General features: G+C 67.8%; 22 protein-coding genes. 13 read left to right on the top strand and 9 right to left on the bottom strand.

What is annotated here, in order from left to right; genetic code table 11:
* Positions 1 to 73: 73 nt before the first annotated feature.
* From QT382_RS07010 to QT382_RS06990, 5 genes are read right to left on the bottom strand one after another with little or no spacing between them, the layout of a single operon-like run.
* Positions 74 to 1,660, bottom strand: coding sequence for an FAD-dependent oxidoreductase (locus tag QT382_RS07010; RefSeq protein WP_289253318.1), 1,587 nt, complete (start codon positions 1,658 to 1,660; stop codon positions 74 to 76).
* The gene (locus QT382_RS07005; protein ID WP_289253317.1) at positions 1,657 to 3,243 is read right to left on the bottom strand and encodes a polyamine aminopropyltransferase; all 1,587 of its coding nucleotides are present in this window, start codon (positions 3,241 to 3,243) and stop codon (positions 1,657 to 1,659) included. Before QT382_RS07005 ends, QT382_RS07010 begins: the two co-directional genes overlap by 4 nt.
* On the bottom strand, positions 3,224 to 3,445 hold the full coding sequence (locus QT382_RS07000) for a DUF350 domain-containing protein (protein WP_289253316.1): 222 nt from the start codon (positions 3,443 to 3,445) through the stop codon (positions 3,224 to 3,226). The genes QT382_RS07005 and QT382_RS07000 overlap by 20 nt, the downstream gene beginning before the upstream one ends.
* 27 nt (positions 3,446 to 3,472) lie before the next feature.
* A complete protein-coding gene (locus QT382_RS06995; RefSeq protein ID WP_289253315.1) occupies positions 3,473 to 5,050 on the bottom strand; it encodes a DUF4178 domain-containing protein in 1,578 nt (525 codons plus the stop codon).
* Positions 5,051 to 5,056: 6 nt separating this feature from the next.
* Complete coding sequence (locus QT382_RS06990; protein ID WP_289253314.1) at positions 5,057 to 6,088, bottom strand: SPFH domain-containing protein; 1,032 nt, start codon at positions 6,086 to 6,088, stop codon at positions 5,057 to 5,059.
* Between the two features lie 144 nt (positions 6,089 to 6,232).
* Between QT382_RS06990 and QT382_RS06985 the strand changes: the two genes are divergently transcribed.
* From QT382_RS06985 to nadB, 4 genes are all read left to right on the top strand, one after another.
* On the top strand, positions 6,233 to 6,712 hold the full coding sequence (locus tag QT382_RS06985) for a molybdenum cofactor biosynthesis protein MoaE (protein ID WP_289253313.1): 480 nt from the start codon (positions 6,233 to 6,235) through the stop codon (positions 6,710 to 6,712).
* Positions 6,709 to 7,092 (top strand): fluoride efflux transporter CrcB, encoded by a 384-nt coding sequence (gene crcB, locus QT382_RS06980; RefSeq protein ID WP_289253312.1) that lies wholly within the window; start codon positions 6,709 to 6,711, stop codon positions 7,090 to 7,092. The genes QT382_RS06985 and crcB overlap by 4 nt, the downstream gene beginning before the upstream one ends.
* Positions 7,093 to 7,148: 56 nt before the next feature.
* Positions 7,149 to 9,752 (top strand): ATP-dependent chaperone ClpB, encoded by a 2,604-nt coding sequence (gene clpB, locus QT382_RS06975; protein ID WP_289253311.1) that lies wholly within the window; start codon positions 7,149 to 7,151, stop codon positions 9,750 to 9,752.
* A gap of 92 nt (positions 9,753 to 9,844) precedes the next feature.
* On the top strand, positions 9,845 to 11,455 hold the full coding sequence (nadB, locus tag QT382_RS06970) for an L-aspartate oxidase (RefSeq protein ID WP_289253310.1): 1,611 nt from the start codon (positions 9,845 to 9,847) through the stop codon (positions 11,453 to 11,455).
* 28 nt (positions 11,456 to 11,483) lie between these two features.
* On the opposite strand, the gene QT382_RS06965 is transcribed toward nadB, so the two are convergent.
* The 3 genes from QT382_RS06965 to nadA all read right to left on the bottom strand — a co-directional run bounded on the left by QT382_RS06965 (position 11,484) and on the right by nadA (position 15,080).
* On the bottom strand, positions 11,484 to 13,535 hold the full coding sequence (locus QT382_RS06965) for a S9 family peptidase (protein ID WP_289253309.1): 2,052 nt from the start codon (positions 13,533 to 13,535) through the stop codon (positions 11,484 to 11,486).
* A gap of 57 nt (positions 13,536 to 13,592) precedes the next feature.
* Positions 13,593 to 13,883 (bottom strand): late competence development ComFB family protein, encoded by a 291-nt coding sequence (locus QT382_RS06960; RefSeq protein ID WP_289253308.1) that lies wholly within the window; start codon positions 13,881 to 13,883, stop codon positions 13,593 to 13,595.
* Between the two features lie 96 nt (positions 13,884 to 13,979).
* The gene (nadA, locus tag QT382_RS06955; protein WP_289253307.1) at positions 13,980 to 15,080 is read right to left on the bottom strand and encodes a quinolinate synthase NadA; all 1,101 of its coding nucleotides are present in this window, start codon (positions 15,078 to 15,080) and stop codon (positions 13,980 to 13,982) included.
* Between the two features lie 88 nt (positions 15,081 to 15,168).
* Here nadA and QT382_RS06950 point away from each other — a divergent pair, with 88 nt between their 5' ends.
* Positions 15,169 to 15,876 carry a substrate-binding periplasmic protein gene (locus tag QT382_RS06950; protein WP_289253306.1) on the top strand — a complete coding sequence of 236 codons (708 nt, stop codon included), beginning with the start codon at positions 15,169 to 15,171 and terminating at the stop codon, positions 15,874 to 15,876.
* Positions 15,877 to 15,916: 40 nt separating this feature from the next.
* A complete protein-coding gene (locus QT382_RS06945) occupies positions 15,917 to 16,570 on the top strand; it encodes a dihydrofolate reductase family protein (RefSeq protein WP_289253305.1) in 654 nt (217 codons plus the stop codon).
* A gap of 10 nt (positions 16,571 to 16,580) precedes the next feature.
* On the opposite strand, the gene QT382_RS06940 is transcribed toward QT382_RS06945, so the two are convergent.
* Positions 16,581 to 17,381, bottom strand: coding sequence for an AraC family transcriptional regulator (locus QT382_RS06940; protein WP_289253304.1), 801 nt, complete (start codon positions 17,379 to 17,381; stop codon positions 16,581 to 16,583).
* 69 nt (positions 17,382 to 17,450) lie between these two features.
* Between QT382_RS06940 and QT382_RS06935 the strand changes: the two genes are divergently transcribed.
* The 7 genes from QT382_RS06935 to QT382_RS06905 all read left to right on the top strand — a co-directional run bounded on the left by QT382_RS06935 (position 17,451) and on the right by QT382_RS06905 (position 25,541).
* The gene (locus QT382_RS06935) at positions 17,451 to 18,707 is read left to right on the top strand and encodes an MFS transporter (protein WP_289253303.1); all 1,257 of its coding nucleotides are present in this window, start codon (positions 17,451 to 17,453) and stop codon (positions 18,705 to 18,707) included.
* Between the two features lie 29 nt (positions 18,708 to 18,736).
* On the top strand, positions 18,737 to 19,216 hold the full coding sequence (locus QT382_RS06930; protein ID WP_289253302.1) for a VOC family protein: 480 nt from the start codon (positions 18,737 to 18,739) through the stop codon (positions 19,214 to 19,216).
* A 33-nt stretch (positions 19,217 to 19,249) separates the two neighbouring features.
* Positions 19,250 to 20,977 (top strand): thiamine pyrophosphate-binding protein, encoded by a 1,728-nt coding sequence (locus QT382_RS06925; RefSeq protein WP_289253301.1) that lies wholly within the window; start codon positions 19,250 to 19,252, stop codon positions 20,975 to 20,977.
* Positions 20,970 to 21,758: a substrate-binding periplasmic protein gene (locus QT382_RS06920; RefSeq protein WP_289253300.1), complete on the top strand. Its 789-nt coding sequence runs from the start codon at positions 20,970 to 20,972 to the stop codon at positions 21,756 to 21,758. Before QT382_RS06925 ends, QT382_RS06920 begins: the two co-directional genes overlap by 8 nt.
* Positions 21,759 to 21,786: 28 nt before the next feature.
* Positions 21,787 to 22,008, top strand: a complete 222-nt coding sequence (locus tag QT382_RS06915) for an RNA-binding S4 domain-containing protein (protein WP_289253299.1) — start codon at positions 21,787 to 21,789, stop codon at positions 22,006 to 22,008.
* Between the two features lie 367 nt (positions 22,009 to 22,375).
* Positions 22,376 to 24,751, top strand: coding sequence for a pectate lyase family protein (locus QT382_RS06910; protein WP_289253298.1), 2,376 nt, complete (start codon positions 22,376 to 22,378; stop codon positions 24,749 to 24,751).
* 25 nt (positions 24,752 to 24,776) lie between these two features.
* Complete coding sequence (locus QT382_RS06905) at positions 24,777 to 25,541, top strand: PEP-CTERM sorting domain-containing protein (protein ID WP_289253297.1); 765 nt, start codon at positions 24,777 to 24,779, stop codon at positions 25,539 to 25,541.
* Positions 25,542 to 25,591 lie beyond the last annotated feature (50 nt).

Here is a 25,591-nt window from a genome sequence, read left to right as displayed (position 1 = left end):
CCCCTCCCCGTGAGAGGCGGGCGCATAGTAACAAGGGTTTCCACTACAGAAAAAATACTGTGGTGGTAAACCCTCATCTCACAATTTGTCGCGCATGACTTTCGGCCCTCTGGCCCCAGGCGTGGCCGAGCGTGTAGGCCTCTTCAAACACCGAATACGCAGAGATGTCGCTATGGATGAATGCCATGCGTCCCTGGCCCTGATGCAGGGCTGCGAGTGCCGCCGAGCCTCGCCGACCGGGAACGGGAACGCTCATGGCGTGGCCCCATCGTGCCAGATCGATACGCTGTAGCCGGTCTTCAAGGTCGGGATGCAGGCGGCCGAGTTCAGCCATCACGCGATGGGCCCAGGGACGCCAGTCGTCCTGCAGCAACTGCCTGCGGTCCGTGCCTGGCAGGGCCCAATAGCTGCTGATCACCCTCGGGCCGGCCACCGGCGACAGGCCCTGATGGCCGGCATGGACATAGCCGAGGGCATCGCGACTGCCGTACGCCACGTTGTCCCAGGCCAGCGGCACGCCAGGGCGCTCCAGCAAGGGGCCGTCGAGCAGCAGGTTTGCAACCAGCCAGGGTGACTGGTGCATGCCAGCTGTGGCATGCACCAGCGCGGCCGGCGCCTCGTCACCCAGCAACCGGCGAGCGACCGGCAGTGGTGTGGCAAAGATCAGCTGTGCGGCGGACCAGCGCTCGGGTGAGTCGGCTTGTTCGTTCCAGGCCAGCACCTGCAGTTCATGCTTGCCGGGTTCGACTCGCAGCACGGTGCGACCTGGCAGCAGCTGCTCGCCCAGGCCGGCTGCCAGGCGCTCGCTCAGCCAGCCGTTGCCCTCGGGCCAGGTCAGCACCGGCTCGCGCTCGAATTCCGCGTCGGCATGAACATGGAAGCCGTGGCGGCTGGCGAAATAGTGCAGGCCGGCCCAGGCCGAGACCTCGGCGATGCCGGCGCCGTAGTCGTCGCGGCAGCTGTAGTCCAGGTACCAGCGCAGGTGCGCGTCGTCCAGGCCTTGCTCGTTCAGCCAGCGCTGGAAGGTCTGCGAGTCCAGCCGCTGATGGGCCGGCGTCCAGCCCGCTCGATGCGTGGGCATGGCAAAGCCGATCTCGCGCTGTGCGGCAGCCACGGCGGCCGCAAAGCGGCGGTACTGCTTGGGTCCGCTCAGACCATCGGGCGGTGGCAGCAGGCCCTCCATCCATTGGCCCTCGAAGAACAGTCTTTCCTGCGGGCTGTGACACTGATGACGCTCGTCGTAGACGACGCGACCCGATTCGAGGCGGGCCAGGCCGAAGTCGATCAGCAACTGCTGGACTTCGGGCGCTTGCGGCCCCGGCACCGGCAGGTAATGCGCACCGAGCGGGCAGGGCAAGCCGGCCATGATGTGGCCACGCGCATTGCCGCCTGCCTGGTCCTCCAGCTCGAGCAGGGCGAAATCCTTGCCACGACGTTGCAGCTCGCGGGCACAGGCCAGGCCCGCGATGCCGCCGCCGACGATCAGGAATTCCGTGCGGCGCACCGGGCCGTCGCCGGCCGGCGGCAAGGGTTGGCGCAGCCTGTGGCCGCGGGCCGGCGTGGCGCCGACCCAGCCGCCTTGCAGCTCGGGCGCGGCTTGCTGGCAGCCTGCCAAGGTGGCCGCGCTGGCCAGCAGCAGCGAGCGTCGGCTGAGGCTCAATGGACCTTGCCCCATTCGGCCTCGAATTCATGAACCAGCTGCTGGTTCGACAAGCGATTGGGTTCGAGCTTGTCGGGGCGTTCCATGTCGAGCGGAAAGTCGAACAGCGCCGGCAGGCCCTGCAGCGTCAGAAAGCGCAGGCCCCCAGGCAGTTGCCGCGGCATGGCGAAGGGTCGCCGCGAAGCCAGGATGAAGCCCCATTCGCCAAACGAGGGCACATGGGCGTGGTAGGGCGTGGCCGTCAGTCCGACCGCCTCGACCGTCGCTGCCACGGTCCAGAAGCTGCGCGGCGCCACCAGCGGCGAGGTGGTCTGGATGACCGCGTAGCCCGAGGCGCTGAGTCGCTGGTCGATCAGCTGGTAGAAGCTGGTGGTGTAGAGCTTGCCGAGCGAAAAGTTGGACGGGTCGGGGAAGTCGATCACGATCACGTCATAGTGCTCGTCGGGGGGCTGCTGCTCCAGCCAGCCGAAGGCATCGGCATTGACGATCTTCAGCTTGGGGTTCAGCAGCGCATCGCGGTTCAGCTCGCGCAGCAGCGGCAGCGTGGAAAACAGCCGCGTCATGTGCGGGTCCAGCTCGACCAGGGTCACGCTGTGCACGCTGGGGTACTTGAGCGCCTCGCGCACGGCCATGCCGTCGCCACCTCCGAGCACCAGCACCTTGCGTGGTGCGCCCTGCGCCGCCATGGCCGGATGGACCAGGGCCTCGTGGTAGCGGTATTCGTCGCGCGAATGGAATTGCAGATTGCCGTTGAGGAACAGGCGCACGCCGCTGCGGCCCTGGGTGACGACCACGCGTTGGTAGTCGCTGCTTTCGCGCAGCAGGATGTTGTCGCCGTAGAAGCGCTCCTCGGCCCAGCTGTTCAGCTGCTCGGCGCCCAGCATCGCGGCCGTCAACGTGAGCAGCACCAGGGCGCAACTGGTGGCATGGGCGGCCCAGTTGCGCAACTGCGGGCGGAACAGGAAGAGAGCCCAGACCGCCACCGCCGCGTTGAGCAGACCGAAGGCGATGCCGGTGCGTATCAGTCCCAGCTGCGGCACAAGCAGCAGCGGAAAAGCGAGGGCCACCAGCAAGGCGCCGAGATAGTCGAAGGTCAGAACCTGGGAGACCAGGTCCTTGAGCGCATAGCGATGGCTGAACTGGCGCTTGAGAATGCGCATCACCAGCGGAATCTCCAGCCCGACCAGGGTGCCGACCAGCAACACCAGCGCATAGAGCAGGATGCGGAATTCGGCCAGGTGGCTGGGCGGCAGCAGGCTGTGGGCGCTGAACAGCGCGGCCGGCATCAGGCCGCCAATCAGGCCGACCAGCAGCTCGATCTTGAGGAACTGCGCCACCAGCTGACGCTCGACGTAACGCGACAGCCAGGAGCCCACACCCATCGCGAACAGATAGCTGCCGATGATGGTGGAGAACTGCAGCACCGAGTCGCCCAGCAGGTAGCTCGCCAGCGCACCCGCCGCCAGTTCATAGACCAGGCCACAGGCGGCGACGACAAAGACGCTGGCGAGCAGCAGCAGTTCGGGCAGGGAGACGCGCTCGGCGGGCGGGTCGGCCGTGACCTCAGTGGATGGCGGAGGCAACGATCAGGCCTATCGAAATGCACATCGAGCCGACCACGATGGCCAGCGCCAGGTTCTTGTGCTCGACGATTTCTTCCCACAGCTTGTAGGGAGTGAGCTTGTCGATGATGACGAAGCTGATCCAGAACACCAGCACGCCGATCACGGCGTAAAGGATGGAGCCCAGCACGATGCCGGGCTTGAGCCATTCGAATCCAGTCATTGCGTTCTCCTTGTCGTCTTGCCTGATCTATTTGTGGCCACCGCCACTGCTGCCCGAGCCGCCCCAGGATCCGCCGGTGAAGCCAGGCCGCACCCCGCTGCCGCTGGTGTAGCTGCGCTTGCACTGCTGGTACTCGGCGCTGGCCTCGCCATAGGCGTTCTTGTACTGCTGGCAATCGTCCCGGCTGCAGGCCTTGAGCAGCAGGATCAGCAAGATGATGACGACGGCCACGATGACGATGGTGCGGACCAGGCTGCCGCCATTGCTGAGTGCGCTGCTGTCACGGCGCAGCGCTGCGCTCTTCTCGGGAGCCAGTCTGAAGGCCTTGGCCACTTCGTCGGCATTGAGCTTGCGGCCCAGCGACCAGGTGATCTCGTTGCCGCTGCGCTCGCTGGACAGCAGCTGCATCGGCGTCTCGTAGTCGCCGACCTCCACGATGTCTTCGCGCGCCACGCGCCAATAGAACTCGCCCAGCACGTAGGTGGTCTTGGCCCGGTACTGCCAGCGGCGCTTGAAGCGGTCGCCCTGCCATTCGACATCGCCGACGCCAGTGCGGCTGGGCACGCCGGTGAGCGGTCGCACCAGGCTCCAACCTTCCTCGGTATCGACCAGGAAGGCGAATCCCTCCAGCCGGTTGTAGAGCAGGTACTCGCGCCAGAAAGTCTGTTCTTCGTCGTCGCCCGGCGCCGGCAGGTCGCAGCGCTCCTGGTAGCCGACCACCTGCCAGGGCAGCAGCTTGCTGCTGGGCTTCAGGGCGAGATAGCAGGTCGAGCCCAGCGGCAGCTGCGGCTCCATGCCATTGGCCTGGGCGTAGTGCTCCAGGTCGGCACCGGCACCGCCGGAGATGTCCACCACCGCATGGCATTGGCCGCAGACGATGGACTTGGTGGTCGAAAGCTTGGGCTCCAGCGAGGAGCCGCAGCTGGGGCAGGGCAGGGCACGCGAAGCCAGGGTCGCGCCCTCGTCCTCGCGCAGGCCGCTGAGCTGCAGATCGGCCAGCCGCACCGCACGGCCCACCGACCATTGCGGCGGCTCGTGGGCATAGTCGAGCGTGCCGACTTCGTCCTGGCTGTTGCGCAGGTCGGCCAGCAGGAATTCGCCGGTATCCAGACGCGGCGGTTTCGGCAGCTCGCCTTCGGCCGCGCCCAGCGTCACCAGGGTCAGCGAGGCCACGCGCCAGGCCTGGCCGCCCAGCGGCGCCTGGGCACCGACCACCAGGGTGTGCGAGGCCGGCGGCGATTCGCTCAGTGCTGCATCGAAGGCAAAGACGTAGGCACCGTTGTCCTCGGACAGCCAGCCGCTCTTGCCGCCGTCGAACAGCGCATGCCATTCATTCCAGACGCCGCCCGAGTAGCGAAGCTGCAGCCGGCCAACGAGGGTGAACTCGGCGCCGGCATGCCGGCCACGCACGCCTAGTTGCAGCGGGCTGTGGTCGGCAAACAGCTCGGCGCTCTGGCCTATGCGGCGCAGCGCCTCGCCCTCGCGAAGCAGGGTGCTGCGGCAGAAGCTGCAGATGGCGCTGGCCGAGGCGCTCGACGCGAACTCGACCTGGGCGCCGCAGTTGGGGCAGGCCGCGGTCCAGCGGCGCTGCACTGGGTCGGTCACGCCGGCTTATCCCAGCTTCTTGAGGAGCTCGGCCTTCTTCGCCGCGAACTCCTCGTCGGTCAGGATGCCCTTGGCCTTGAGGTCACCCAGCTTCTCGAGCAGGGCCATGACCTCGTCGGCGCTCTGTGCTGCCGGTGCCGCAGCAGCATGCGGGGCCGAACCAGCCAGGCCAGCCTGCAGCTGCTGGGCCAGCACCTGGCCCATGGCCACGCCGGCGCCCAGGCCCATGGCATCGCCGGCCACGCCGCCACCGGAGCCCACGCCCTTGGCCATCTCGGGCAGGGACTGGGCAGTCTGATACTGCATGAACTGGCCCATGTTCTGGCCGATCATGCCCATGCCAATCTTCTGGTCGAGGATCTTCTGCAGCTCCTCGGGCAGCGAGACGTTCTGCAGCGTCACGCCCTCGAGCTTCAGGCCCAGGGCCTCGAACGAGGGCGCCGTGGCTTCCTGCAGGGCCTTGGCGAACTCGACCTGGTTGGCCGCCAGGTCCAGGAAGGGAATGCCGCTCTGCGCCACCGCGTCGCTGATGTGCTGCAGCATCAGGCCACGCAACTGGCCATCGAGCTCGGCCGTGGTGTAGCGCTCGCGGGTGCCCGAGATCTGCTGGTGGAACAGCTTGGGGTCGACGATGCGATAGGCATAGTTGCCGAAGGCGCGCAGGCGCACCGCACCGAAATCCTTGTCGCGGATCGTCACCGGCTGCTGGGTGCCCCAGCGCTGGTCGATCTGCTGGCGGGTGCTGAAGAAGTAGACGTCGCTCTTGAACGGAGATTCGAACAGCTTGTCCCAGTTCTTCAGATAGGTCAGGACCGGCAGCGTCTGGGTGTTCAGCTTGTACATGCCGGGGCCGAACACGTCGGCCACCTTGCCTTCGTTGACGAAGACGGCCATCTGCGATTCGCGCACGGTCAGCGAGCCGCCGTACTGGATTTCCATGTCGGCCATGGGGAAGCGCCACGCGAGCGTGCCGTCGGCGTCCTCGGTCCAGTGAATGATGTCAATGAACTGTTTCTTGATGAAGTCCATCAGGCCCATGTCGGTGCTCCCGTCGTCAAAGCGGCTCTCTGCCGCGAGGCGCAGTATCCGTCAGGGCGGCCTGTGCGGACACCGTTTGGGACCGGTGGACCGTGGCGTCACATGAATGGCGGACAGGGCTGCATGAAGGGCCAAAATAGCGCCATGCAAGCCAGAGTCAGCATCCAGACAGAGGATTTCGATCTCGGCGCCGAGACAGCCAGCCTGCGCTCGGCGGACGGCGGCATTGGCGCCATCGTGGCCTTCGTCGGCACGGTCAGGGACGCCGCCGACGGCCGGCCAGTCCGCCTGATGGAGCTGGAGCATTACCCCGGCATGACCGAGGCCGCCATCGAGGCCATGATCGACCAGGCCTTCCAACGCTTCGAGATCCGTGCCGCCAAGGTCATCCACCGGGTCGGCCCGCTGGCCGCGCGGGAGCAGATCGTCGCCGTGCTGGTCGCCTCGCGCCACCGCGGCCAGGCCTTCCAGGCCTGCGAGTTCCTGATGGACTACCTGAAGACCCAGGCACCGTTCTGGAAGAAGGAGCATGACGCCGATGGCTCGGCCCAGTGGGTCGATGCCCGGGTCGCGGACGATGCGGCCCTGGCCCGCTGGGGCATCACCGCGGAGAACGCGGCTTGAGCGCCCTGCATGCCGGTGTCGTGGCCGCGGGCGCGGCGGTCGGAGCCCTGGCCCGCTGGCGAGCCGGCCTGCTCTGGAACACCAGCTGGCAGGGCTTCCCGCTGGGCACGCTGGCGGTCAACCTGGTCGGCGGCTTGCTGATCGGCATGGCGCTGGAATGGTTCGGGCGCCAGCCCGACGAGCTGCTCAAGCTGCTGCTGGTGACCGGTTTTCTGGGCGGCCTGACCACCTTCTCGGCCTTCTCGGGCGAGTCGCTGTCGCTCTTGCAGCGCGGGCAGTTCGCCCTGGCCCTGGCCCATGCGCTGACCCATGTGCTGGGAAGTCTTGGTGCGGCTGCCCTGGGCCTCAAGCTGATGCAATTGATGCTGGGCAAGCTGTAGAGACTTGAAATAGCGGACCCTGCGCCCACCTGCTCGCGAACCGGAGGAATCACCCCATGCGAGTCGACAAGCTCACCACCCGTTTCCAAGAAGCCCTGGGCGAGGCATCCAGCCTGGCCGTCACGCGAGACAACCCCTACATCGAGCCTTCTCACCTGCTGCTGGCCATGCTGCAGCAGGAGGACGGTCCGCGCGCCTTGCTGGAGCGGGCCGGCGTCAAGGTGCCGGCGCTGAAAACGGCGCTGGAGACCCTGGTCGACGGTCTGCCCAAGGTGCAGGGCGAGGGTCAGCAGGTCCAGCCCGGCCGCGACCTGGTCAGCCTCCTGCAGGCGGCCGAGAAGGAGGCGTCCAAGCGCGGCGACCACTTCATCGCCAGCGAGATGTTCCTGATCGCCCTGGCCGATGCCAAGACCGACCTGGCCGGCGTGGTGCGGGGCCACGGCCTGACCCGCAAGGCGCTGGAGGCCGCGGTCGAGGCGGTGCGTGGTGGCCAGAAGGTCGATTCGCAGGAGGCCGAGGGCAATCGCGAGGCCTTGAAGAAATACACGCTGGACCTGACCGAGCGGGCCCGGCTGGGCAAGCTGGACCCGGTCATTGGCCGCGACGACGAGATCCGCCGTGCCATCCAGGTCCTGCAGCGCCGCAGCAAGAACAACCCGGTGCTGATAGGCGAGCCGGGCGTGGGCAAGACCGCCATCGTCGAAGGCCTGGCCCAGCGGATCGTCAACGGCGAGGTGCCGGAGTCGCTGAAGGACAAGCGCGTGCTGGTGCTGGACATGGCGGGCCTGCTGGCCGGCGCCAAGTTCCGCGGCGAATTCGAGGAGCGGCTGAAGTCGGTGCTGAAGGAAGTGGCGGCCGACGAGGGCCGCATCATTCTCTTCATCGACGAGATCCACACCATGGTCGGCGCCGGCAAGGCCGAGGGCGCCATCGACGCCGGCAATATGCTCAAGCCCGCCCTGGCGCGTGGCGAGCTGCACTGCATCGGCGCGACCACGCTGGACGAGTACCGCAAGTACGTCGAGAAGGATGCGGCCCTGGAGCGCCGTTTCCAGAAGGTGCTGGTCGACGAGCCCACGGTCGAGGCCACCATCGCCATCCTGCGCGGCCTGCAGGAGAAGTACGAGGTCCACCATGGCGTGGAGATCACCGACCCGGCCATCGTCGCCGCGGCCGAGCTGAGCCACCGCTACATCACCGACCGCTTCCTGCCCGACAAGGCCATCGACCTGATCGACGAGGCTGCGGCCAAGATCAAGATCGAGATCGACTCCAAGCCCGAGGTGATGGACAAGCTGGACCGCCGCATCATCCAGCTCAAGATCGAGCGCGAGGCCGTGCGCAAGGAAAAGGACGAGGCCTCGCAGAAGCGCTTCGAGCTGATCGAGGACGAGATTGCCAAGCTGCAGCGCGAGTATGCCGACCTGGAAGAGATCTGGAAGGCCGAGAAGGCGCAGGCCCAGGGCTCGGCCCATGTAAAGGAAGAGATCGACAAGATCAAGTTCCAGATCGAGGAACTCAAGCGCAAGGGCGACTTCAACAAGGTGGCCGAGCTGCAGTACGGCAAGCTGCCCGAGCTGGAGAAGCGCCTGCACGAGGCCCAGGCCAAGGAGAGCGACAAGGCCGGCAAGGCCAAGGCGGGCTCCGCGCCCCAGCTGCTGCGCACTCTGGTCGGTGCCGAGGAAATTGCCGAGGTGGTCTCGCGCTCGACCGGCATCCCGGTTTCCAAGCTGATGCAGGGCGAGCGCGACAAGCTGCTGCAGATGGAAGCCAAGCTGCATGAGCGCGTGGTCGGCCAGGACGAGGCGATCACCGCCGTGGCCGATGCGATCCGCCGCTCGCGTGCCGGCCTGTCGGACCCGAACCGGCCGCTGGGGTCTTTCCTGTTCCTGGGCCCCACCGGCGTCGGCAAGACCGAGCTGTGCAAGGCCCTGGCCGGCTTCCTGTTCGACAGCGAAGAGCACATGGTGCGCATCGACATGAGCGAGTTCATGGAGAAGCACTCGGTCTCGCGTCTGATCGGTGCGCCCCCGGGCTATGTGGGCTACGACGAGGGCGGCTACCTGACCGAGGCGGTGCGCCGCAAGCCTTATTCGGTGCTCTTGCTCGATGAAGTCGAGAAGGCCCATCCGGACGTTTTCAATGTGCTACTGCAGGTGCTGGACGACGGCCGGCTGACGGATGGCCAGGGCCGCACCGTGGACTTCAAGAACTCCGTGATCGTGATGACCTCGAACCTGGGTTCGCAGCACATCATGCAGCTGGCCGGCGAGCCCGAGGAGATGGTCCGCGAGGCGGTGTGGAGCGAGGTCAAGCAGCATTTCCGCCCCGAGTTCCTGAACCGCATCGACGAGACCGTGATCTTCCATGCGCTGGATGCCAAGAACATCGCCGCCATCGCCAGGATCCAGCTGCGCCAGCTCGATGCACGCCTGGAGAAGCTGGAGATGAAGCTGGACGTCAGCGACGAGGCGCTGGCCGAGCTGGCCAAGGTCGGCTTCGACCCGGTGTTCGGCGCAAGGCCGCTGAAGCGGGCGATCCAGCAGCGCATTGAGAACCCGCTGTCCAAGCTGATCCTGCAAGGCCGCTTCGGCCCCAAGGACCTGATACCGGTCGGCGTCGCGGGCGGCGAGTTCTCGTTCGGGCGGGTGGTGCACTGACTGATCACGGGGCTGAGCGGAGAGGGCGGCCCCGCGTCCTTAGAATCAGCCCACCTTGTGCATGACGCCCCGATGAATCGGGGCGTGACCGAATGACCGTTGCCGCTGCCGCCGCGCCCGCCGCCTCTCCCGTCGTCATCATCGGAGCCGGCTTGGCCGGCCTGACCGTGGCCCTGCATCTGGCCGACAGGCTGCCGGTCGTCGTGCTGGCCAAGCGCGAGTTGACCGAGAGCGCCACGGCCTGGGCCCAGGGCGGCATCGTCGGCGTGCTGGGCAGCGACGACAGCATAGACAGCCATGTGCGCGATACCCAGGATGCCGGCGCTGGCCTGGTGGATGAGGCCACGGCCCGCTTCATCGCCGAGCGCAGCGCGCAGGCTGTGGAGTGGCTGGTGCGCCAGGGCGTGCCTTTCACGCCCGACGACGACGGTCCGCTGGGCCTGCACCTGACCCGCGAAGGCGGCCATGCGGTGCGCCGCATCGCCCACGCAGCGGACGCCACCGGCAAGGCCATCCACGACCAGCTGCTGGCGGCCGCCAAGCGACATCCCAACATCAGCTTGCGCGAACGCTGGATGGCGCTGGACCTGATCACCTCGCGGCATCTTCAACGTGACGAGCAACCGCGCTGCTACGGCGCCTATGCGCTCGACATCGACAGCGGCAAGGTCGAGGCCCTGGCGGCCAGTGCCGTGGTGCTGGCCACCGGCGGCGCCGGCAAGGTCTACCGCTACACCACCAACCCCGATACCTCGACCGGCGACGGCATCGCCATGGCCTGGCGGGCCGGCTGCCGCGTAGCGAACATGGAGTTCATCCAGTTCCACCCGACCTGCCTCTACCACCCGCAGGAACGTAGCTTTCTTATTACCGAGGCGCTGCGCGGCGAAGGCGCGCATCTGAAATTGCCGGACGGCACCCGCTTCATGGCCGCGCACGACGAACGCCTGGAGCTGGCGCCGCGCGACATCGTCGCCCGCGCCATCGACTTCGAGATGAAGAAGCACGGCCTGGACCATGTGTGGCTGGATGCCACGCACCTGGGCGAGGACTTCCTCAAGGAGCATTTCCCCACCATCCACGCCCGTTGTCTGAAGCTCGGCATCGACATCGCCCAGCAGCCGATTCCGGTCGTTCCAGCGGTGCATTTCACCTGCGGCGGCGTGGTGACCGACCTGCGCGGCCGTTGCGACCTGCCGGGCCTCTACGCGGTGGGCGAGACCAGCTACACCGGCCTGCACGGCGCCAACCGGCTGGCCAGCAATTCACTGCTGGAATGCGTGGTGCTGGGCCAGACCTGTGCCGACGACATCCTGGCCGAATCCAGGCCGATCGCCGCGGCCTTGCCGGCCTGGGACGAGAGCCAGGTCGAGGATGCCGACGAGCAGGTGGTGATCGCCCACAACTGGGACGAGCTGCGGCTGCTGATGTGGAACTATGTGGGCATAGTGCGTACCACCAAGCGGCTGGAGCGGGCCCTGCACCGCATCAAGCTGCTGCGCAGCGAGATCGACGACTACTACGCCAACTTCCGGGTCAATCGCGACCTGCTGGAGCTGCGCAACCTGGTGGACTGTGCCGAACTGATCGTGCGCTCGGCGCTGTTGCGGCACGAAAGCCGCGGCCTGCATTTCAGCCGCGACTATCCCGACACCTTGCCGGCCAGCTTCCCGACCGTGCTGATCGCCGAGCGGCGGCGCTGATTTCGGCCGGCGCCGAGGCGCTGCGTCGCTAGCGCGGTGCCAGGTGCCGAGCCAGGAAGGCTTCCATGCGCCTGGCGAAGTCAAGCTGGCTGGCAAGGGTCCAGCTGTCATGAACTTCATCCGGATAGCTGACCCATTCGGGTGGGTTGCCGGCATCCTTTAGAGCGCTACGCATGCGCTTTCCATGGGCCAGCGGCACACGCTTGTCGGCCTCGCCGTAGGCCAGCAGCACTGGCACCTTGATGCGATCGGCCAGCTTGACGGGCGAATTGGCGGCGATCATGGCGGCATCCGTCCTGGGATCACCAACCATCTTCGCCAGGTCTTGCTCGCGCGCGACCTCGGAGATGTCGTCCCGGATCCAGAAGCTACCTTCCACATAGAGACTGAGGTCGGCTACGGCGGCCCGTGCCACAACACAGCGGTACAGGCCGGGATGCCTGACTGTGCCCATCAGGGCGCTGTAGCCACCGTAGCTAGACCCGGCGATGCAAGCACGGTCATCGGCCAGGCCCGCCTGCTGGGCCCAGAGCAAGGCATCCGCGACATCGTCCTGCATCGCTTGCCCATATTGCTTGAAGCCGGCCTCGTGGTGCGCCAGGCCGTAGCCGAGGCTGCCACGCATCTCGGGCTCGATGACCAGGTAGCCGCGCGAAGCCAGGAACTGCTGCAGAGGTTTCCAAAGCCAGTGGCCGCCCCGAACCCATGGGCCGCCATGGACCAGGACCACGGCGGGCAGAGGGCCGGTGGCTTGGTCGGGCCGAGTGATCCAGACAGGGAGGTCGCGCCCATCCCTGGCCTGGATGCGATGGAAGCTGACGCTGGCCATGCGCCCCGGCTCGACCGCTGGCAGCAGACGACCGAGATCCAGCCATCGGTCTTCGGGGCGCTCGGCGCCTGCGCGGTGAACGCGAAGCCGTCCAGGGTCGTGGTCGCTGAATGAAGTCACGAGCGCAACCATGTCCGGTGCGCCGCAGCGGCGGCAGTCGATGCGGTTGACCAGGCCTGGCAGTTGCTGGTCCACGGCGGCCTGGAAGGCGCGCATTTGCTGGCTCTTCCAGATGGTGGCCTCGCGCGCATGGATGACGCGAACACCTTCGGTGTCGCCACTTCCCGTGTTGGCGATGACCGACCCCACGAAATCGAAGCCAGGAACGTCCACCACGGTCGCGAGCTGGTAGCGGGATCCCTGGAATTGCAGCTTGGCGAGCGTCGCGTGCCGGTCCGCGCCGACGTAGCGCCTGGCATAGATGACACCTTTGCCGTCTATGGCGGTAATCTCAGCGTGGCTTTCCTCTGCCCTGACCGACAGCAGCGGGCCCCAAGTTGTGTCCGAAGACGGGCGGTGCATCAACCTCCCCACGCCGCCGGCGTCTTCGACCACGGCCAGTCGGGGTTGACCTTGGCTGTCGACAAAGAAACGGGATGCGGGCGTGGTCAGTCCGAAGTTGTCGAATGAGTGTGTGCGCGTGCGGGTGTTCAGCCAGAACGGCGACAGCTGACCATTGTTTGATACGACGGCCAACAAGACGTCTTCATTGACTTCGCCATCGCGAGCGGCTGGCACTTTCAGGAGGCGCACGCTGACCCCCGAGATCATTGGCGCGATGCCCTTCTCGCCGGCCTCGTTTTCGCCGGCCAGTTGATAGCGATTGCGGCGCACCAGCTGCAGCAGTTCGCTGCCATCTGCATTGACGGCATACAGCCCTGGCATCCCCTGTAGGCGCGGCTGCGGCACCCAGTCGCTTTCGACATTGGACACACCAAAGATCAGACGCCGGTCATTGACCCAGTGCAGGCTGACGATGTCGCCATCTGCGAACTGCGCAATGCGGCTGGCCTTGCCGCCCTTGGTCAGGTCCAGCACAAGCAGTGCCGACTTGGCCCCTGCCTTGTGAAACAGGACGGCCAGCTTGTCGCCGCTGGGCGAAAGCGACGGTTCTGTCAGCGTGGCAGGCGCGAAGAATGTTTCGAGTGGAACTTGGGGACGCTCTTCGGCCCTTGCCACCGGCGCCAGCAAGGATGACGCCACGGAGACCACCGCGGCCAAAGCGCCGCAGCGATTGAAGAATGCGCTCATGGCCCTCCCAGACCGGCTATCAGCCCTCTCTCTGGAGGGTAGATGGCGACTAAGGCTTCAGGTTGCAGCGTTCAACGCCCGGCGGGCCTGGACGAAGTGGAAGGCGTAGCGCACCGATTCGTTGATGGCGGAGTCGATCTCCAGACGCTCGGGCTCGGTCAGGTAGAACGAGAAGTCAACCGCATGGCGGATGTAGCGTGGCGGCAGGCGGTTCAGCGCGACACAGGCCACGTCGACCAGCAGGTCGTTGTTGTCGATCTGGGGGAACTGCGGCGCCAGTTTCTGCACCGTGGCGAAGACCTCGCGTTCGTGGTGGTTGTACAGCGAGCTGAAGTCGGAGGTCTGCATGGTCTTGCTACCCAAGGCTGGCGATAGGCCGACTTTATAGCCTGACTGGACCGGCCGGAACGGCCGGGCAGACCCCTAGGCAAGCCAGGCAACAGCCTAGGCCGCGCCTATGCCGCTCTTCATGCCGGCCGCCTTGAGCTTGTGGGCGGCCACGAAATCCAGCATGCGCTCTATGCAGCCGGCGGCCTGGCCGCGGATCGGCTCCTCGACCTGGATCTCGCCCAGGCCCTGCTCCAGGCAGGCAATGACACCCATCAAGCCGTTCATGGCCATCCAGGGGCAGTGGGCGCAGCTCTTGCATGTGGCGGCATTGCCGGCCGTGGGTGCCTCGATCAGGGTCTTGCCCGGCGCCAGTTGGCGCATGCGGTGCAGGATGCCGTTGTCGGTGGCGACGATGTATTCCCGGGCCTGGCCCTCGACCACGGCCTTGATCAGGGCCGAGGTGGAGCCGACCACATGGGCCTTGTCGACCACGCTCTTGGGCGACTCGGGATGGACCAGGATCATGGCGTCCGGATGCTGCTCGCGCAGCAGGTCCAGCTCCAGGCCCTTGAATTCATCGTGGACTATGCAGGCGCCGTTCCACATCAGCATGTCGGCGCCGGTCTGCTCCTGGATGTAGCGGCCCAGGTGGCGGTCCGGCGCCCAGAGAATCTTCTGCCCCTTGGCATGCAGCTCGGAGACGATGTCCAGCGCGCAGCTGCTGGTCACCATCCAGTCGGCCCGGGCCTTCACGGCGGCGCTGGTGTTGGCGTAGACCACGACCTGGCGGTCCGGATGGGCATCGCAGAAGGCGGCGAATTCGTCGGCCGGGCAGCCCAGGTCCAGCGAGCAGGTGGCGTCCAGGTCGGGCATCAACACCCGTTTTTCGGGGCTCAGGATCTTGGCCGATTCGCCCATGAAGCGCACGCCGGCCACGACCAGGGTCCGGGCCGAATGGTCGCGGCCGAAGCGGGCCATTTCCAGCGAATCGGCGACGCAGCCGCCGGTTTCCAGGGCCAGGTCCTGCAGGTCGCCGTCGACGTAGTAATGGGCCACGAGCACGGCGTTGTGCTGCTTCAGCAAGGCGGCGGCGCGGGTCTTGGCCTGCTGGCACTGGTCGGCATTCAGAGGGGCAGGCACCTTGGCCCAGGCATGGGCGGTGCAGCTCTGGCCGGCGGCGTCCTGGCGGGTGTAGTCGAAGAGAACCTGATCCATGGCCGGCATCCTAGCGCAGGGCCCTAAACTGCCGCCCATGCAGTGGTATTGGGGCAGGGCGTGGGGCGCGGCGTTGTTCGGCCTCGCGATGGGAGTGACGACAGCGGTGCAGGCCGGGCCGGACGAGTTGCGATTCGCCGTCGGCCAGACCTGGGCCATGCCCTTTGCCGACCTGTACGAAGGCAAGCTTCGTGGCGGCATCCTGTATGAATTCATGCAGCGCGTCGCAGTCCATGCCAAGGCCGAGCCCCGTTACGTGCTGCTGCCATCGAAGCGGGTCGATGCGGCCATGGCCGATGGCACGGTGGACCTGCACTGCCTGCTCAGCCCGCGCTGGTATGTGGCCGTGCCACCGCCCGAGCGCTGGAGCGTGCCGCTGCTGCGCATCGACGACGTGCTGCTGGTGCCTCCCGGCCGCAGCACCCGGCCGCCCGATTTCTCCACCTTGAAGAACGCCGGCATCGGCGTGGTGCTGGGCTACCGCTATCCGACGCTGGAGGAATGGTTCGAAGGCGGCCAGCTGCATCGCGAGCAGGCCAACTCGCAGGAGAAGGTGCTGGAGAAGCTGGCGCTGGGCCGCACCGCCTATGGCGTGACCAACCGCTACATCGCCGACTGGTTCAACAAGCAGCGGCCGCCGGAGCAGCGGGTCGGCATCGTCAAGACGGTCGATTCGGTCCAGACCCATTGCCTGCTCGGCGAGAAGACCGGCCTGCCATCGGCCCGCATCCACAAGGCGATTCGCGAGGTCGTCGAGAGCGGCGAACTGGCCGCCATCCTGGCGCGCTATCGCTGAGCGTCCACCGCTATGCTTGGCTCCCCGAACGGAGGTGCCCATGTCCCGAGTCAAGGTGTCGGCCTTTGCGGTGTCCATCGACGGCTACGGTGCCGGGCCTGAGCAGAGCCTGCTGGCGCCGCTGGGCATGGGCGGCCACCAGCTGCACGAATGGATGTTCCACACCCGCACCTTCCAGGAGCGCGTGGTGCAGCAGGGCGGGGCGGCCGGCGATCAGGACCTGGACGACGACTTCGCCCGCCGCAGCTTCGACAACATCGGCGCCTGGATCCTGGGCCGCAATATGTTCGGCCCGGTGCGCGGCCCCTGGCCGGACGAGAGCTGGAAGGGCTGGTGGGGCGACGAGCCGCCGTACCACGTGCCGGTCTTCGTCTTGACCCACCACGAGCGGCCGGATCTGGTGATGGTCGGCGGCACGACTTTCCACTTCGTCACCGGCGGCATCGAAGAGGCCTTGCAGCGGGCCAAGGCCGGTGCGCAGGGGCGCGATGTGCGCATTGGCGGCGGCGTGGCCACGGTGCGCCAGTACCTGCAGGCCGGCCTGATAGACGTGATGCACCTGGTGATGTCGCCGGCCCTGCTGGGTCGCGGCGAGGCGTTGCTGACCGGCATCGATCTCGTCGCCCAGGGCTTCAAGGTCAGCGAGCATGTGCGCTCGGCCCATGCCCAGCATGTGGTGCTGAGGCGCGACTGAGCGGCGGAGCTCAGGCGGCCGCGAAGAAGCGGCTGGGCGGCATGCCCACGGTGCGCCGGACCATGGCCGAGAAGGCGCTGGCATTGGCATAGCCCAGCTCGCTGGCGATGTGGCTCATGGGCCGGCGCCGCGCGGCCAGCGTCAGCGCGTGAGCCAGCAGCACTTGCGAGCGCCACTGGTTGAAGCTGGTGCCCAGTTGCTCGCGGAACAGCCGTGTCACGGTGCGGGCACTGGCCCCAACCTCGGCGGCCCAGGCCTCCAGGCTTTGATGACGCGCCGGCGCGGCCAGCATGGCCTCGCAGAGCTTGCGCAAGCGGGCATCGCTGGGCAAGGCCACGCCCAGGCTCAAGGGCCGGGCGCGGCGCAGCTCATCGACCACCAGTTCGCCGACCAGGGCCTCGCGCCGCGCCTCGACGGCTGAGCTTTCGTCCACCACCTGCAGCACCAGCTCGCGCAGCAGGGGCGAGACCTCCAGCACCCGGCAGCCCGACCAGGCCGGCTCGGTCAGCAGGCCTTGCAGCACATAGAGGGTGCGCAGGTCGGCCTGCTCGATGGCGGTGACCGCATGGACCACGCCGACCGGAATCCACACGGCCCGCGAAGGCGGCACGATGAAGGTGCTTTGCTCCGTGCTCACGCGGACAGCGCCGCTGATCGAGAACACCAGCTGACCCCAGTCGTGGCGGTGCGGCAGGATGTCCATCTGCTGTTCCATGGTCCGCGCCTTGCCGCGCAGCGGGCGCTCCGGGCTGGGCGCGTAGCGCAGCGGGTCGGCGGGCGGGACGGCTTTGCGGGTGGCGGCGGGCTTCATGGCCGGAATTCGACAGCATTTGTCGAACTATCGCAACCAGGCCGAAGCCCTGCTGCCTAAAGTCGCCGCATGAACTCCACCGCCACCCTTGCTCTCGACCCCCGCGCCCAGGCCCGGCGCGACATAGGCACCATCAGCCTGATCGGCCTGGCCCATGGCTGCTCGCATTTCTTCCACATGCTGCTGCCGCCGCTGTTTCCGCAGTTCATTGCCGAATTCGGACTCACCTATTCCCAGCTGGGCCTGCTGGTCACCGTCTTCTTCGTGATCTCGGGTATCGGCCAGGCCATGGCCGGCTTCGTGGTGGACAAGGTAGGCGCCAGGCCGGTGCTGTTCCTGGCGATGAGCTGCTTCGTGCTGGCCTCGATTGCGGCGGGCATGGCGGGTGGCTTCGGCGGCCTGGTGCTGGCGGCGGCGCTGGCCGGGGTCGGCAACTCGCCCTTCCATCCGGTGGACTTCACCATCCTGAACAAGCGGGTCTCGCAGCCGCGCCTGGGCCATGCCTTCTCGGTGCACGGCATCAGCGGCAACCTGGGTTGGGCGCTGGCGCCGGTGTTCTCCATAGGCATCGCCCAGGCCACCGGCAACTGGCGCCTGGCCTACCTCGGCACCGGCCTGGTGGCGGCCATCATCCTGGCCCTTCTGTTCTGGCAGCGCGAGGCCATCGACGACCGGCAAGGCCAATGGGAGCATGCGGCCAAGGCCCAGCCGGGCGCCACGCCGGAGCATCCGATGGCCTTCCTGCGCCTGCCCTCGGTCTGGCTGTGCTTCTCGTTCTTCTTCTGGACCACGGCCGCGCTGTCGGCGATCCAGAGTTTCGCCAGCCCGGCCCTGCAGAAGATGTACGGCCTGCCGGTCAGCCTGACCGCCTACGTGGTGACCGGCTACATGCTCAGCGGCGCGGCCGGCATGGTGGTCGGGGGCTTCCTGGTGGCACGGGTCGAACGACTCGAGCGCAGCATCGCTTTCGCAATGGCCCTGGCTGCCACGCTGCTGGCGCTGACGGCCACCGGCTGGCTGCCTCCGCTGGCCGCGGCGGCGACCGCAGCGCTGGCCGGCTTTGGCACGGGGCTGGCTGGGCCCTCGCGCGACATGCTGATCAAGCGCGCCGCCCCGCCCGGTGCCACCGGCCGGGTCTATGGCACGGTGTATTCGGGCCTGGACGTGGGCTTTGCGCTGGCGGCGCCGGTGTTCGGCGCGCTGCTGGACAGCGGCCATGCCCAGGCGGTGTTCGGCGGTTCGGCCCTGGCCCTGTGCCTGGGCATCGCCTCGGCCGGCCTGGTCGGTTTGGGTCTGGCCCGGCGGCGGCTACAGTCGGCAGCCTGACGATCCGTCAGCCATTCCGGGAGTGTGCCGTGAGCCCCAAGAACACCATCTGCCTCTGGTATGACGGCACGGCCCTGGAGGCCGCCGAGTTCTATGCCCGCACCTTCCCGGACAGCGCGGTCAAGGCGGTCCATGGTGCGCCGGGCGACTATCCCAACGGCACGCAGGGCCAGGTCTTGACCGTGGAGTTCACCGTCATGGGCATTCCCTGCCTGGGCCTGAACGGCGGGCCCATGTTCAAGCACAACGAGGCCTTCTCGTTCCAGGTTGCCACCGACGACCAGGCCGAGACCGACCGGCTGTGGAACGCCATCATCGACAACGGCGGCCAGGCCAGCGCCTGCGGCTGGTGCAAGGACAAATGGGGCCTGTCCTGGCAGATCACGCCGCGCGTGCTGATGGATGCCATCTCCGACCCCGACCCGGCCGCCGCCAAGCGCGCCTTCGAGGCCATGATGCAGATGGGCAAGATCGACATCGCCACCATCGAGGCAGCGCGCCGCGGCTGAGCCGGCTCGCGGCTGCGGCTACAGTCGGCGGCCATGAACAGCACACAAGCTACAGCGGGCGCCCGCCTGGCCGGCCATGCCCTCGTCGAAGCGCTGATCGCGCAGGGCGTGACCGATGTGTTTGGAGTCCCCGGCGAGAGCTATCTCGCCGTGCTGGACGGTTTCCATGAGCACCGCGACAGCATCCGCTTCATCGCCTGCCGGCAGGAGGGCGGGGCGGCCTTCATGGCCGAGGCCCAGGGCAAGCTGACCGGTCGCCCGGGCATCTGCTTCGTCACCCGCGGGCCCGGCGCCACCAATGCCTCGATAGGCCTGCACACAGCCTTCCAGGACTCGACGGCGATGATCCTCTTCATCGGCCAGGTCGCCAGCGACCAGCGCGATCGCGAGGCCTTCCAGGAGGTGGACTACCGCCAGATGTTCGGCCCCGGCACCCTGGGCATGGCCAAGTGGGTGGGCGAGGTGCAGGACGCCGACCGCCTGCCCGAATACGTGGCCCGGGCTTTCCACACCGCTCTGCAGGGCCGTCCCGGCCCGGTGGTGCTGGTGCTGCCCGAAGACATGCTGACGAAGGCGACGCAGGCGCCGGTGCTGCCGCTGGTGCGCGCCGCCGAGGCCGCGCCCACGCCGGCTGCGCTGGCCGAATTGCGCGAGCGCTTGCTGGCGGCGAAGAAGCCGCTGGTCATCGTCGGTGGCGGCGGCTGGACTGCCGACAGCACGGCGGCGCTGCAGCGTTTTGCCGAAGCCTGGCATCTGCCGGTGGGCTGCGCCTTCCGCTTCCAGGACCTGTTCGACAACAGCCATGCCAACTATGCCGGCGACGTGGGTATTGGCATCAGTCCCAAGCTGGCGGCCCGGGTGCGCGAGGCCGACCTGATACTCGCCGTGGGCCCGCGCCTCGGCGAGATGACGACCGGCGGCTACACGCTCTTGCAGGCGCCGCGGCCGGCCCAGCAACTGGTCCACATCCATGGCGGCGCCGAGGAACTCGGCCGCGTCTATGCGGCCGATCTGGCCATCAATGCCAGCATGAGCTGCGCTGCGCAGGCCTTGGCTGCGCTTGAAGTGCCGACCACTGTGCCCTGGAAGGAATGGACCGCCGCGGCCCAGGCCGACTACCAGGCCAACCAGGTGGCTGAGCCGGCCTCGCCGCTGGACATGGCCGAGGTGGTCAGGGGCCTGTCGACGCTGCTTCCCGAGGGCACGGTGTTCACCAATGGTGCCGGCAACTACAGCGGCTGGCTGCACCGCTTCCACCGCTACACGGCCCTGCATCGCTTCGGCCGCACCCAGCTGGCGCCGACCTCGGGTGCCATGGGCTATGGCGTGCCGGCGGCGGTGGCCGCGGCCCTGATCCAGCCCGACCGCTGGGTGGTCAACATCGCCGGCGACGGCGATTTCCTGATGACCGGCCAGGAGCTGGCCACCGCTACCGGCTACGGCGCGAAAAGGCTGATCTCGGTGGTCGTGGACAATGGCACCTACGGCACGATACGCATGCACCAGGAGCGCGAGTATCCGGGCCGGGTCTCGGGCAGCGATCTGTTCAATCCGGATTTCGCAGCCCTGGCCCAGGCCTACGGCTGGCGGGCGGCCCGCATCGAGCGCACGGAGGACTTCGAGCCGGCCCTGCGCGAGGCGCTGGCCAGCCCCGAGCGACCCACGCTGCTCCACCTGCGCCTCGATGCCGATGTTTCCACCAGCCGTACGACCTTGAGCAAGATCCGCGCAGCCGCGCTGCAATCCCAGAACAATGCCTGAGCTGCGCGCCGCAAGGCTGGCGCTGCTGCTGACGACGACGATGCTGGCGGTGCTGCTGCCCGGCACCGCCGCGGCCCAGCAGGCGACCAGCTTCTACACCCACAGCGTCGGCGAGCAGGTGCTTTCCGATGGCGACAGCCTGCGTGGCCGGCCGGGTGGTGGGCGCCGGGCTTTCCAGGTCGAGGTGGTGCGGGCCCTGATGCGCTCGCTCAAGCATCCGCAAGCCATCCAGGCCGTGCCCTATGCCCGCGGCTACAAGCTGCTGCAGGAAGAGCGCGGCGTGGCCTTTTTCAACGTGGTGCGCACGCCGGAGCGGGAGAACAGCTTCCGCTGGGTCGGTCCGCTGCAGGTCGAGACCGACTACTTCTTCGAGAGCGCCAGCCAGGCGCGGCCGGTGCGGACCACCGAGCAGGCGCGCGAGAGCCGGGTCTGCGTGTTGCGCGGCTCGGCCTACGACCAGGTGCTGACGGCCGATGGCTATGGCCGGCTGGAGCGGGCCAATTCCTACGAGTCCTGCCTGCGCATGCTCAAGGCCGGCCGGGTCGACCTGATGCCGGTGTCGGAAGCCAGCATGGCCGAGCTCGTCGAGGCGATCGGCATCCCGGCCGTCGAGATCCGTCGTACCGCCATCGTGGCCGGCTCGACCACCGGCTACATCGCCTTCAGCAAGGACCTGCCCGAGGCCCAGCTGCAGCGCTGGACCCAGGCCTTCGAGGCCCTGCGCAAGAGCCCGCAATGGACCCAGCTGCAGGAGCGCTACCTGAACCCGGTGCGGCCCTAGTGCGGCTGGCGCAGCGACAATTGCGGCCATGAATCAAGAGATCGACTTCCAGCTGCGCGGCGAGTACATCGAGCTGGACAAGCTGCTCAAGGCCGTCGGCATTGCCGACAGCGGCGGCCAGGCCCGCATGATGATCACCGAGGGCCTGGTCCAGGTGGACGGCCAGCCTGAAAGCCGCAAGACCGCCAAGATCCGCGCCGGCCAGCGGGTGACGGCACAAGGCCAGCAGATCCGCGTTCAGGCCGCCTGATCGCCCACCCCCTGATCCCCCCGAGAACGCGGGGCAGGGAATGCCTGCATAGACCCAAGCACTCAAAAACGGAACACTGTTTCGCAACAGTGAGTCCTCCAGCGCGCTGACCGCGCCGGCCTCGCCGCTTGCTCCCCGCAAGCAAGCCATCGACCTGCCTGCCGCGGGTCGATGCGCCGCAAGCTGTCTGCCTGCGCCAGACGCTTGCAACCGCCCCCTCGGCCTGTTGCCGACCCCCATCCACGGCTGTCCTCGACCCGCACGCGCCTCACGCGCCGCGATGGGCCGCGCCATGCCTGGCCAAGACCGAGAACCACCGGCATCGGACCGACGGGCCCACCCGCGGCCATGCCCAGGAGACACGCGCATGAACGCAAGAAAACCCGCCGCGGCCCTGCCGCGGCGTCGCACGCTGCTGGCCACTTCGATCTCGCTGGGGCTGCTGGCCTGCGGCGGCGGAAGCAATGACAACGAAGGCCCGCTGGTGGGCACATCCGCCGCTCCGACGGCCGGTGCCGCCAGTGCCCAGCCCGATGCCGGGCCCACGAGCCAGGCCCAGGCGACGCGGACCCCGCGGCCGCCAACCCCAGCGCCGGTTCCGGTCACCGATGCCATGAGCCTGACCGACACCACGGCGCCGCTGCTGCTCGACGTCGGCAATCGCACCTACTCGGCCCTGGTGCAGGTCAACGGCCTGCATGCGCCCGCCAATTTCCGCAAGGCACCGGTGCTGCCGGCCTGGCAGTTCGCCACCACCGACCCGAGCGGCGGCCAGCTGACGTTCGAGCGCGAGGTCGCGCCCGAGATCGGCTGGCATGGCTGGTCGCGGGCCGGCAAGGTGCTGGTCAGCGGCGGCTCGGCCGCAGCGGCCAACCGGGTCTACACGGTGTTCAACAAGGAACAGCTCTTGGCCGCGATCCGCGAGGCCAGGAACGAGCCCAAGATCATCCGCGTCGTCGGCCACATCGACTTCCGCTGGCGCGACGGCAACACGGTGTTCGAGGAGTACACCAGCTACGAGGACCAGAAGCAGGGCGGCTCGTTCGCCATCCCGTCCAACACCACCCTGGTGGGCATCAACGACGCACAGGGCCGGCCGGCGCGCATCACCGGCACCCAGATCCTGATCGGCATGGAGGCCGCGATCAGCGCCTCGGGTGCCGAGGCCGACTTCAAGAAGTGGGTGGCCGACGGCAAGGACCCGGAGCTTTATCCGACCTGGACCCGCAACATCATCGTCCGCAACCTGTTGATCGACACGCCCTGGGACGTCAACCCCGAGGACAGCGACAACGCCTACATGGACGGCATCGCGATCACGCGGGGCGAGTACATCTGGATCGACCATGTCTCGATCAGCGACGGCGACACGCCCGACTCGCTGGCCACCGACACCCGCCATGACGGCGGCCTCGACATCGTGCGCGGTTCGGACTACGTCACCGTCTCCAACAGCTACTTCAGCAAGCACCACAAGCTGACCCTGGTCGGCAACGGCGACTCGGGCCGGGCCTGGAGCGATGCCGGCCGCCTGCATGTGACGCTGACCGGCAACTGGTGGGACATGACCGGCTCGCGCCTGCCCCTGGTGCGCTTCGGCCAGCTGCACCTGTACAACAACCTGGTCAGCGGCAGCACCACGACCAGCAACCCGGACCTGAAGTTCATGTCGGGCCTGGACGTGCGCTACCAGTCGGACGTGATCTCGGAAAGCAATTTCTACGAGTTCAGCGGCCTCAAGCCCAAGGAGGTCTGCGGCAAGCTGGCCGGCGGCAAGCAGGCGATCAGCTTCCGCAGCTCGGGCCACCGCTTCATCAGCGACAAGGACGACCTGGGCAAGCCCATGGCCGAGCCCATCGACGTGGAACTGCAGGGCTGCGAATCGCTGCCGGTGGCACAGAACTGGGTGCCGCCTTACGCCTACACGCTGCTGCCGACCGACAGCCTGCGCGCCAGCATCAAGCTGAGCGCCGGTGCCGGCCGGCTCGGCCTGTTCGCCCAGCCCGGACCGACGCCGGCTCCGGCGCCTGGAACGCCGGTGCCGGCCCCCACGCCCGCGCCGACGCCCGCTCCCTCGCCAGCGCCCAGTCCGGCGCCGTCTCCGGCTCCTTCGCCCGCACCGTCACCGGCTCCTAGCCCAGCACCGGCTCCGGGCACGGCCTGCACCGTGGCCCTGCCTTGTGCCACCGGCAGCGGTGAGCAGCTGATGAGCTCGGCGGTCACCGCCACCGTGCCTGCGGCCGGCTACAACGCAGCGACCGGCACCTACACGATGAGCGGGGGCGGGCAGATCAACACCGGCTCTGCCTACAACTTCAATTTCAAGTACACCAACCTGACCGGCGACTTCACGTTCACCGCCCGCATCGTCAGCCAGGGAGGCAACAGCGATGCAGGCCGGGCAGGCGTGGCGGCGCTCGATGCGCTGACGGGAGCTCCGAGCTACGCCTGGACCGCGCGCTACTCCAGCAATGGCGACATCCGTCCGGCGATCCAGGGCAACAACAAGTCCAGCCTGAGCGGCTTCGGCACTTCCAGCGTGCCGGTCTGGGTGCGGGTCCAGCGGCGCGGCAACGCGCTGTATTCGGCCGCCTCGAACGACGGCGTGACCTGGGTCGAGAAAACCAATATCAGCGTCACGGCGACCACGCTCTACGTGGGACTGGCGCTCTCTTCAGGCAGCAACAGCACGGCCGTGACGGCCGATTTCGACAACGTGAGCATCGTCGGCGGCGGCCGCTGATGCGATCAGACAAGGAAACCTTTCGATGAAGCGCATTCTCAAGACCCTGCTGGCCAGCGCCCTGCTGAGCGCCGGCCTGGCCCAGGCCGGTCCGGTGCTGAGCACCAGCTATGCCGGCATCGCCGGCACCACCCTGAACTTCGACAACGTCGTGGCCGGTGCGGACGGCCTGATCAACGGCCTGCTCACGAGCGGCGGCGTCAGCTTCGGCGAACGCTTCGCCGGGCAGGTGCTCAGCATGGCCAAGGCGCCGCGGCCGGGTGAGGTGGCCCAGGACTGGTTCGACGACCTGAGCACCGGCGCGCCGACGGCCGGCCTCAGCCTGCTCGCCGGTGCCAGCGGCCACAACCTGGGTGTCTACGACTACGGCGATTCGCGCGGCCAGGCCCTGGCCGGCGTGGGACCGAGCATGGCCGACGGTGCCGACCCGTTCGGCTTCGGCGCCCTCTCGGCCCGTTTCGCCATCGGCCAGTCCTCGCTGGGCTTCTACCTGCGGGATGGCGATGGCGGTGCGGCCACGCTGAACCTCTATCGCACCGATGGCAGCCTGATCCAGTCGCTGGCCCTGGGTCCGGTGGCGGACGGCTACTACGCCTTCGCCCGCGACGGCGGCGTGGCCGACATCGCCGGCTTCTCGCTGTACAACCGCGACAGCTACTACGGCATCAGCATCGACGAGCTGCGCTTTGCTTCCGGCGCGGCCGCTGCGCAGTCGGTGCCGGAGCCCGGCACCGCGGCCTTGCTGGCGCTGGGACTGATGGGCGCGCTTCGCAGCCGTCGCAAGCGCTAGGGCCATCAGCAGGCGCAAGCCAAGGCCGGCCGTGGCTACACTCGGCCGGC

It is taken from the genome of Pelomonas sp. SE-A7, from assembly GCF_030345705.1.
Lineage (GTDB): Bacteria > Pseudomonadota > Gammaproteobacteria > Burkholderiales > Burkholderiaceae_C > JAUASW01.
The sequence above is the reverse complement of the archived record's forward strand: the minus strand, read 5'-3'. Positions and strand labels throughout refer to the sequence as shown.

Bases quoted from the DNA above. Each gene is read 5' to 3' on its own strand.
- QT382_RS07000 (WP_289253316.1), bottom strand. From the start codon at position 3,445: ATGACTGGATTCGAATGGCTCAAGCCCGGCATCGTGCTGGGCTCCATC.
- QT382_RS06990 (WP_289253314.1), bottom strand. From the start codon at position 6,088: ATGGGCCTGATGGACTTCATCAAGAAACAGTTCATTGACATCATTCAC.
- QT382_RS06985 (WP_289253313.1), top strand. From the start codon at position 6,233: ATGCAAGCCAGAGTCAGCATCCAGACAGAGGATTTCGATCTCGGCGCC.
- clpB (WP_289253311.1), top strand. From the start codon at position 7,149: ATGCGAGTCGACAAGCTCACCACCCGTTTCCAAGAAGCCCTGGGCGAG.
- nadB (WP_289253310.1), top strand. From the start codon at position 9,845: ATGACCGTTGCCGCTGCCGCCGCGCCCGCCGCCTCTCCCGTCGTCATC.
- QT382_RS06965 (WP_289253309.1), bottom strand. From the start codon at position 13,535: ATGAGCGCATTCTTCAATCGCTGCGGCGCTTTGGCCGCGGTGGTCTCC.
- QT382_RS06960 (WP_289253308.1), bottom strand. From the start codon at position 13,883: ATGCAGACCTCCGACTTCAGCTCGCTGTACAACCACCACGAACGCGAG.
- nadA (WP_289253307.1), bottom strand. From the start codon at position 15,080: ATGGATCAGGTTCTCTTCGACTACACCCGCCAGGACGCCGCCGGCCAG.
- QT382_RS06950 (WP_289253306.1), top strand. From the start codon at position 15,169: ATGGGAGTGACGACAGCGGTGCAGGCCGGGCCGGACGAGTTGCGATTC.
- QT382_RS06945 (WP_289253305.1), top strand. From the start codon at position 15,917: ATGTCCCGAGTCAAGGTGTCGGCCTTTGCGGTGTCCATCGACGGCTAC.
- QT382_RS06940 (WP_289253304.1), bottom strand. From the start codon at position 17,381: ATGAAGCCCGCCGCCACCCGCAAAGCCGTCCCGCCCGCCGACCCGCTG.
- QT382_RS06935 (WP_289253303.1), top strand. From the start codon at position 17,451: ATGAACTCCACCGCCACCCTTGCTCTCGACCCCCGCGCCCAGGCCCGG.
- QT382_RS06925 (WP_289253301.1), top strand. From the start codon at position 19,250: ATGAACAGCACACAAGCTACAGCGGGCGCCCGCCTGGCCGGCCATGCC.
- QT382_RS06920 (WP_289253300.1), top strand. From the start codon at position 20,970: ATGCCTGAGCTGCGCGCCGCAAGGCTGGCGCTGCTGCTGACGACGACG.
- QT382_RS06915 (WP_289253299.1), top strand. From the start codon at position 21,787: ATGAATCAAGAGATCGACTTCCAGCTGCGCGGCGAGTACATCGAGCTG.
- QT382_RS06910 (WP_289253298.1), top strand. From the start codon at position 22,376: ATGAACGCAAGAAAACCCGCCGCGGCCCTGCCGCGGCGTCGCACGCTG.
- QT382_RS06905 (WP_289253297.1), top strand. From the start codon at position 24,777: ATGAAGCGCATTCTCAAGACCCTGCTGGCCAGCGCCCTGCTGAGCGCC.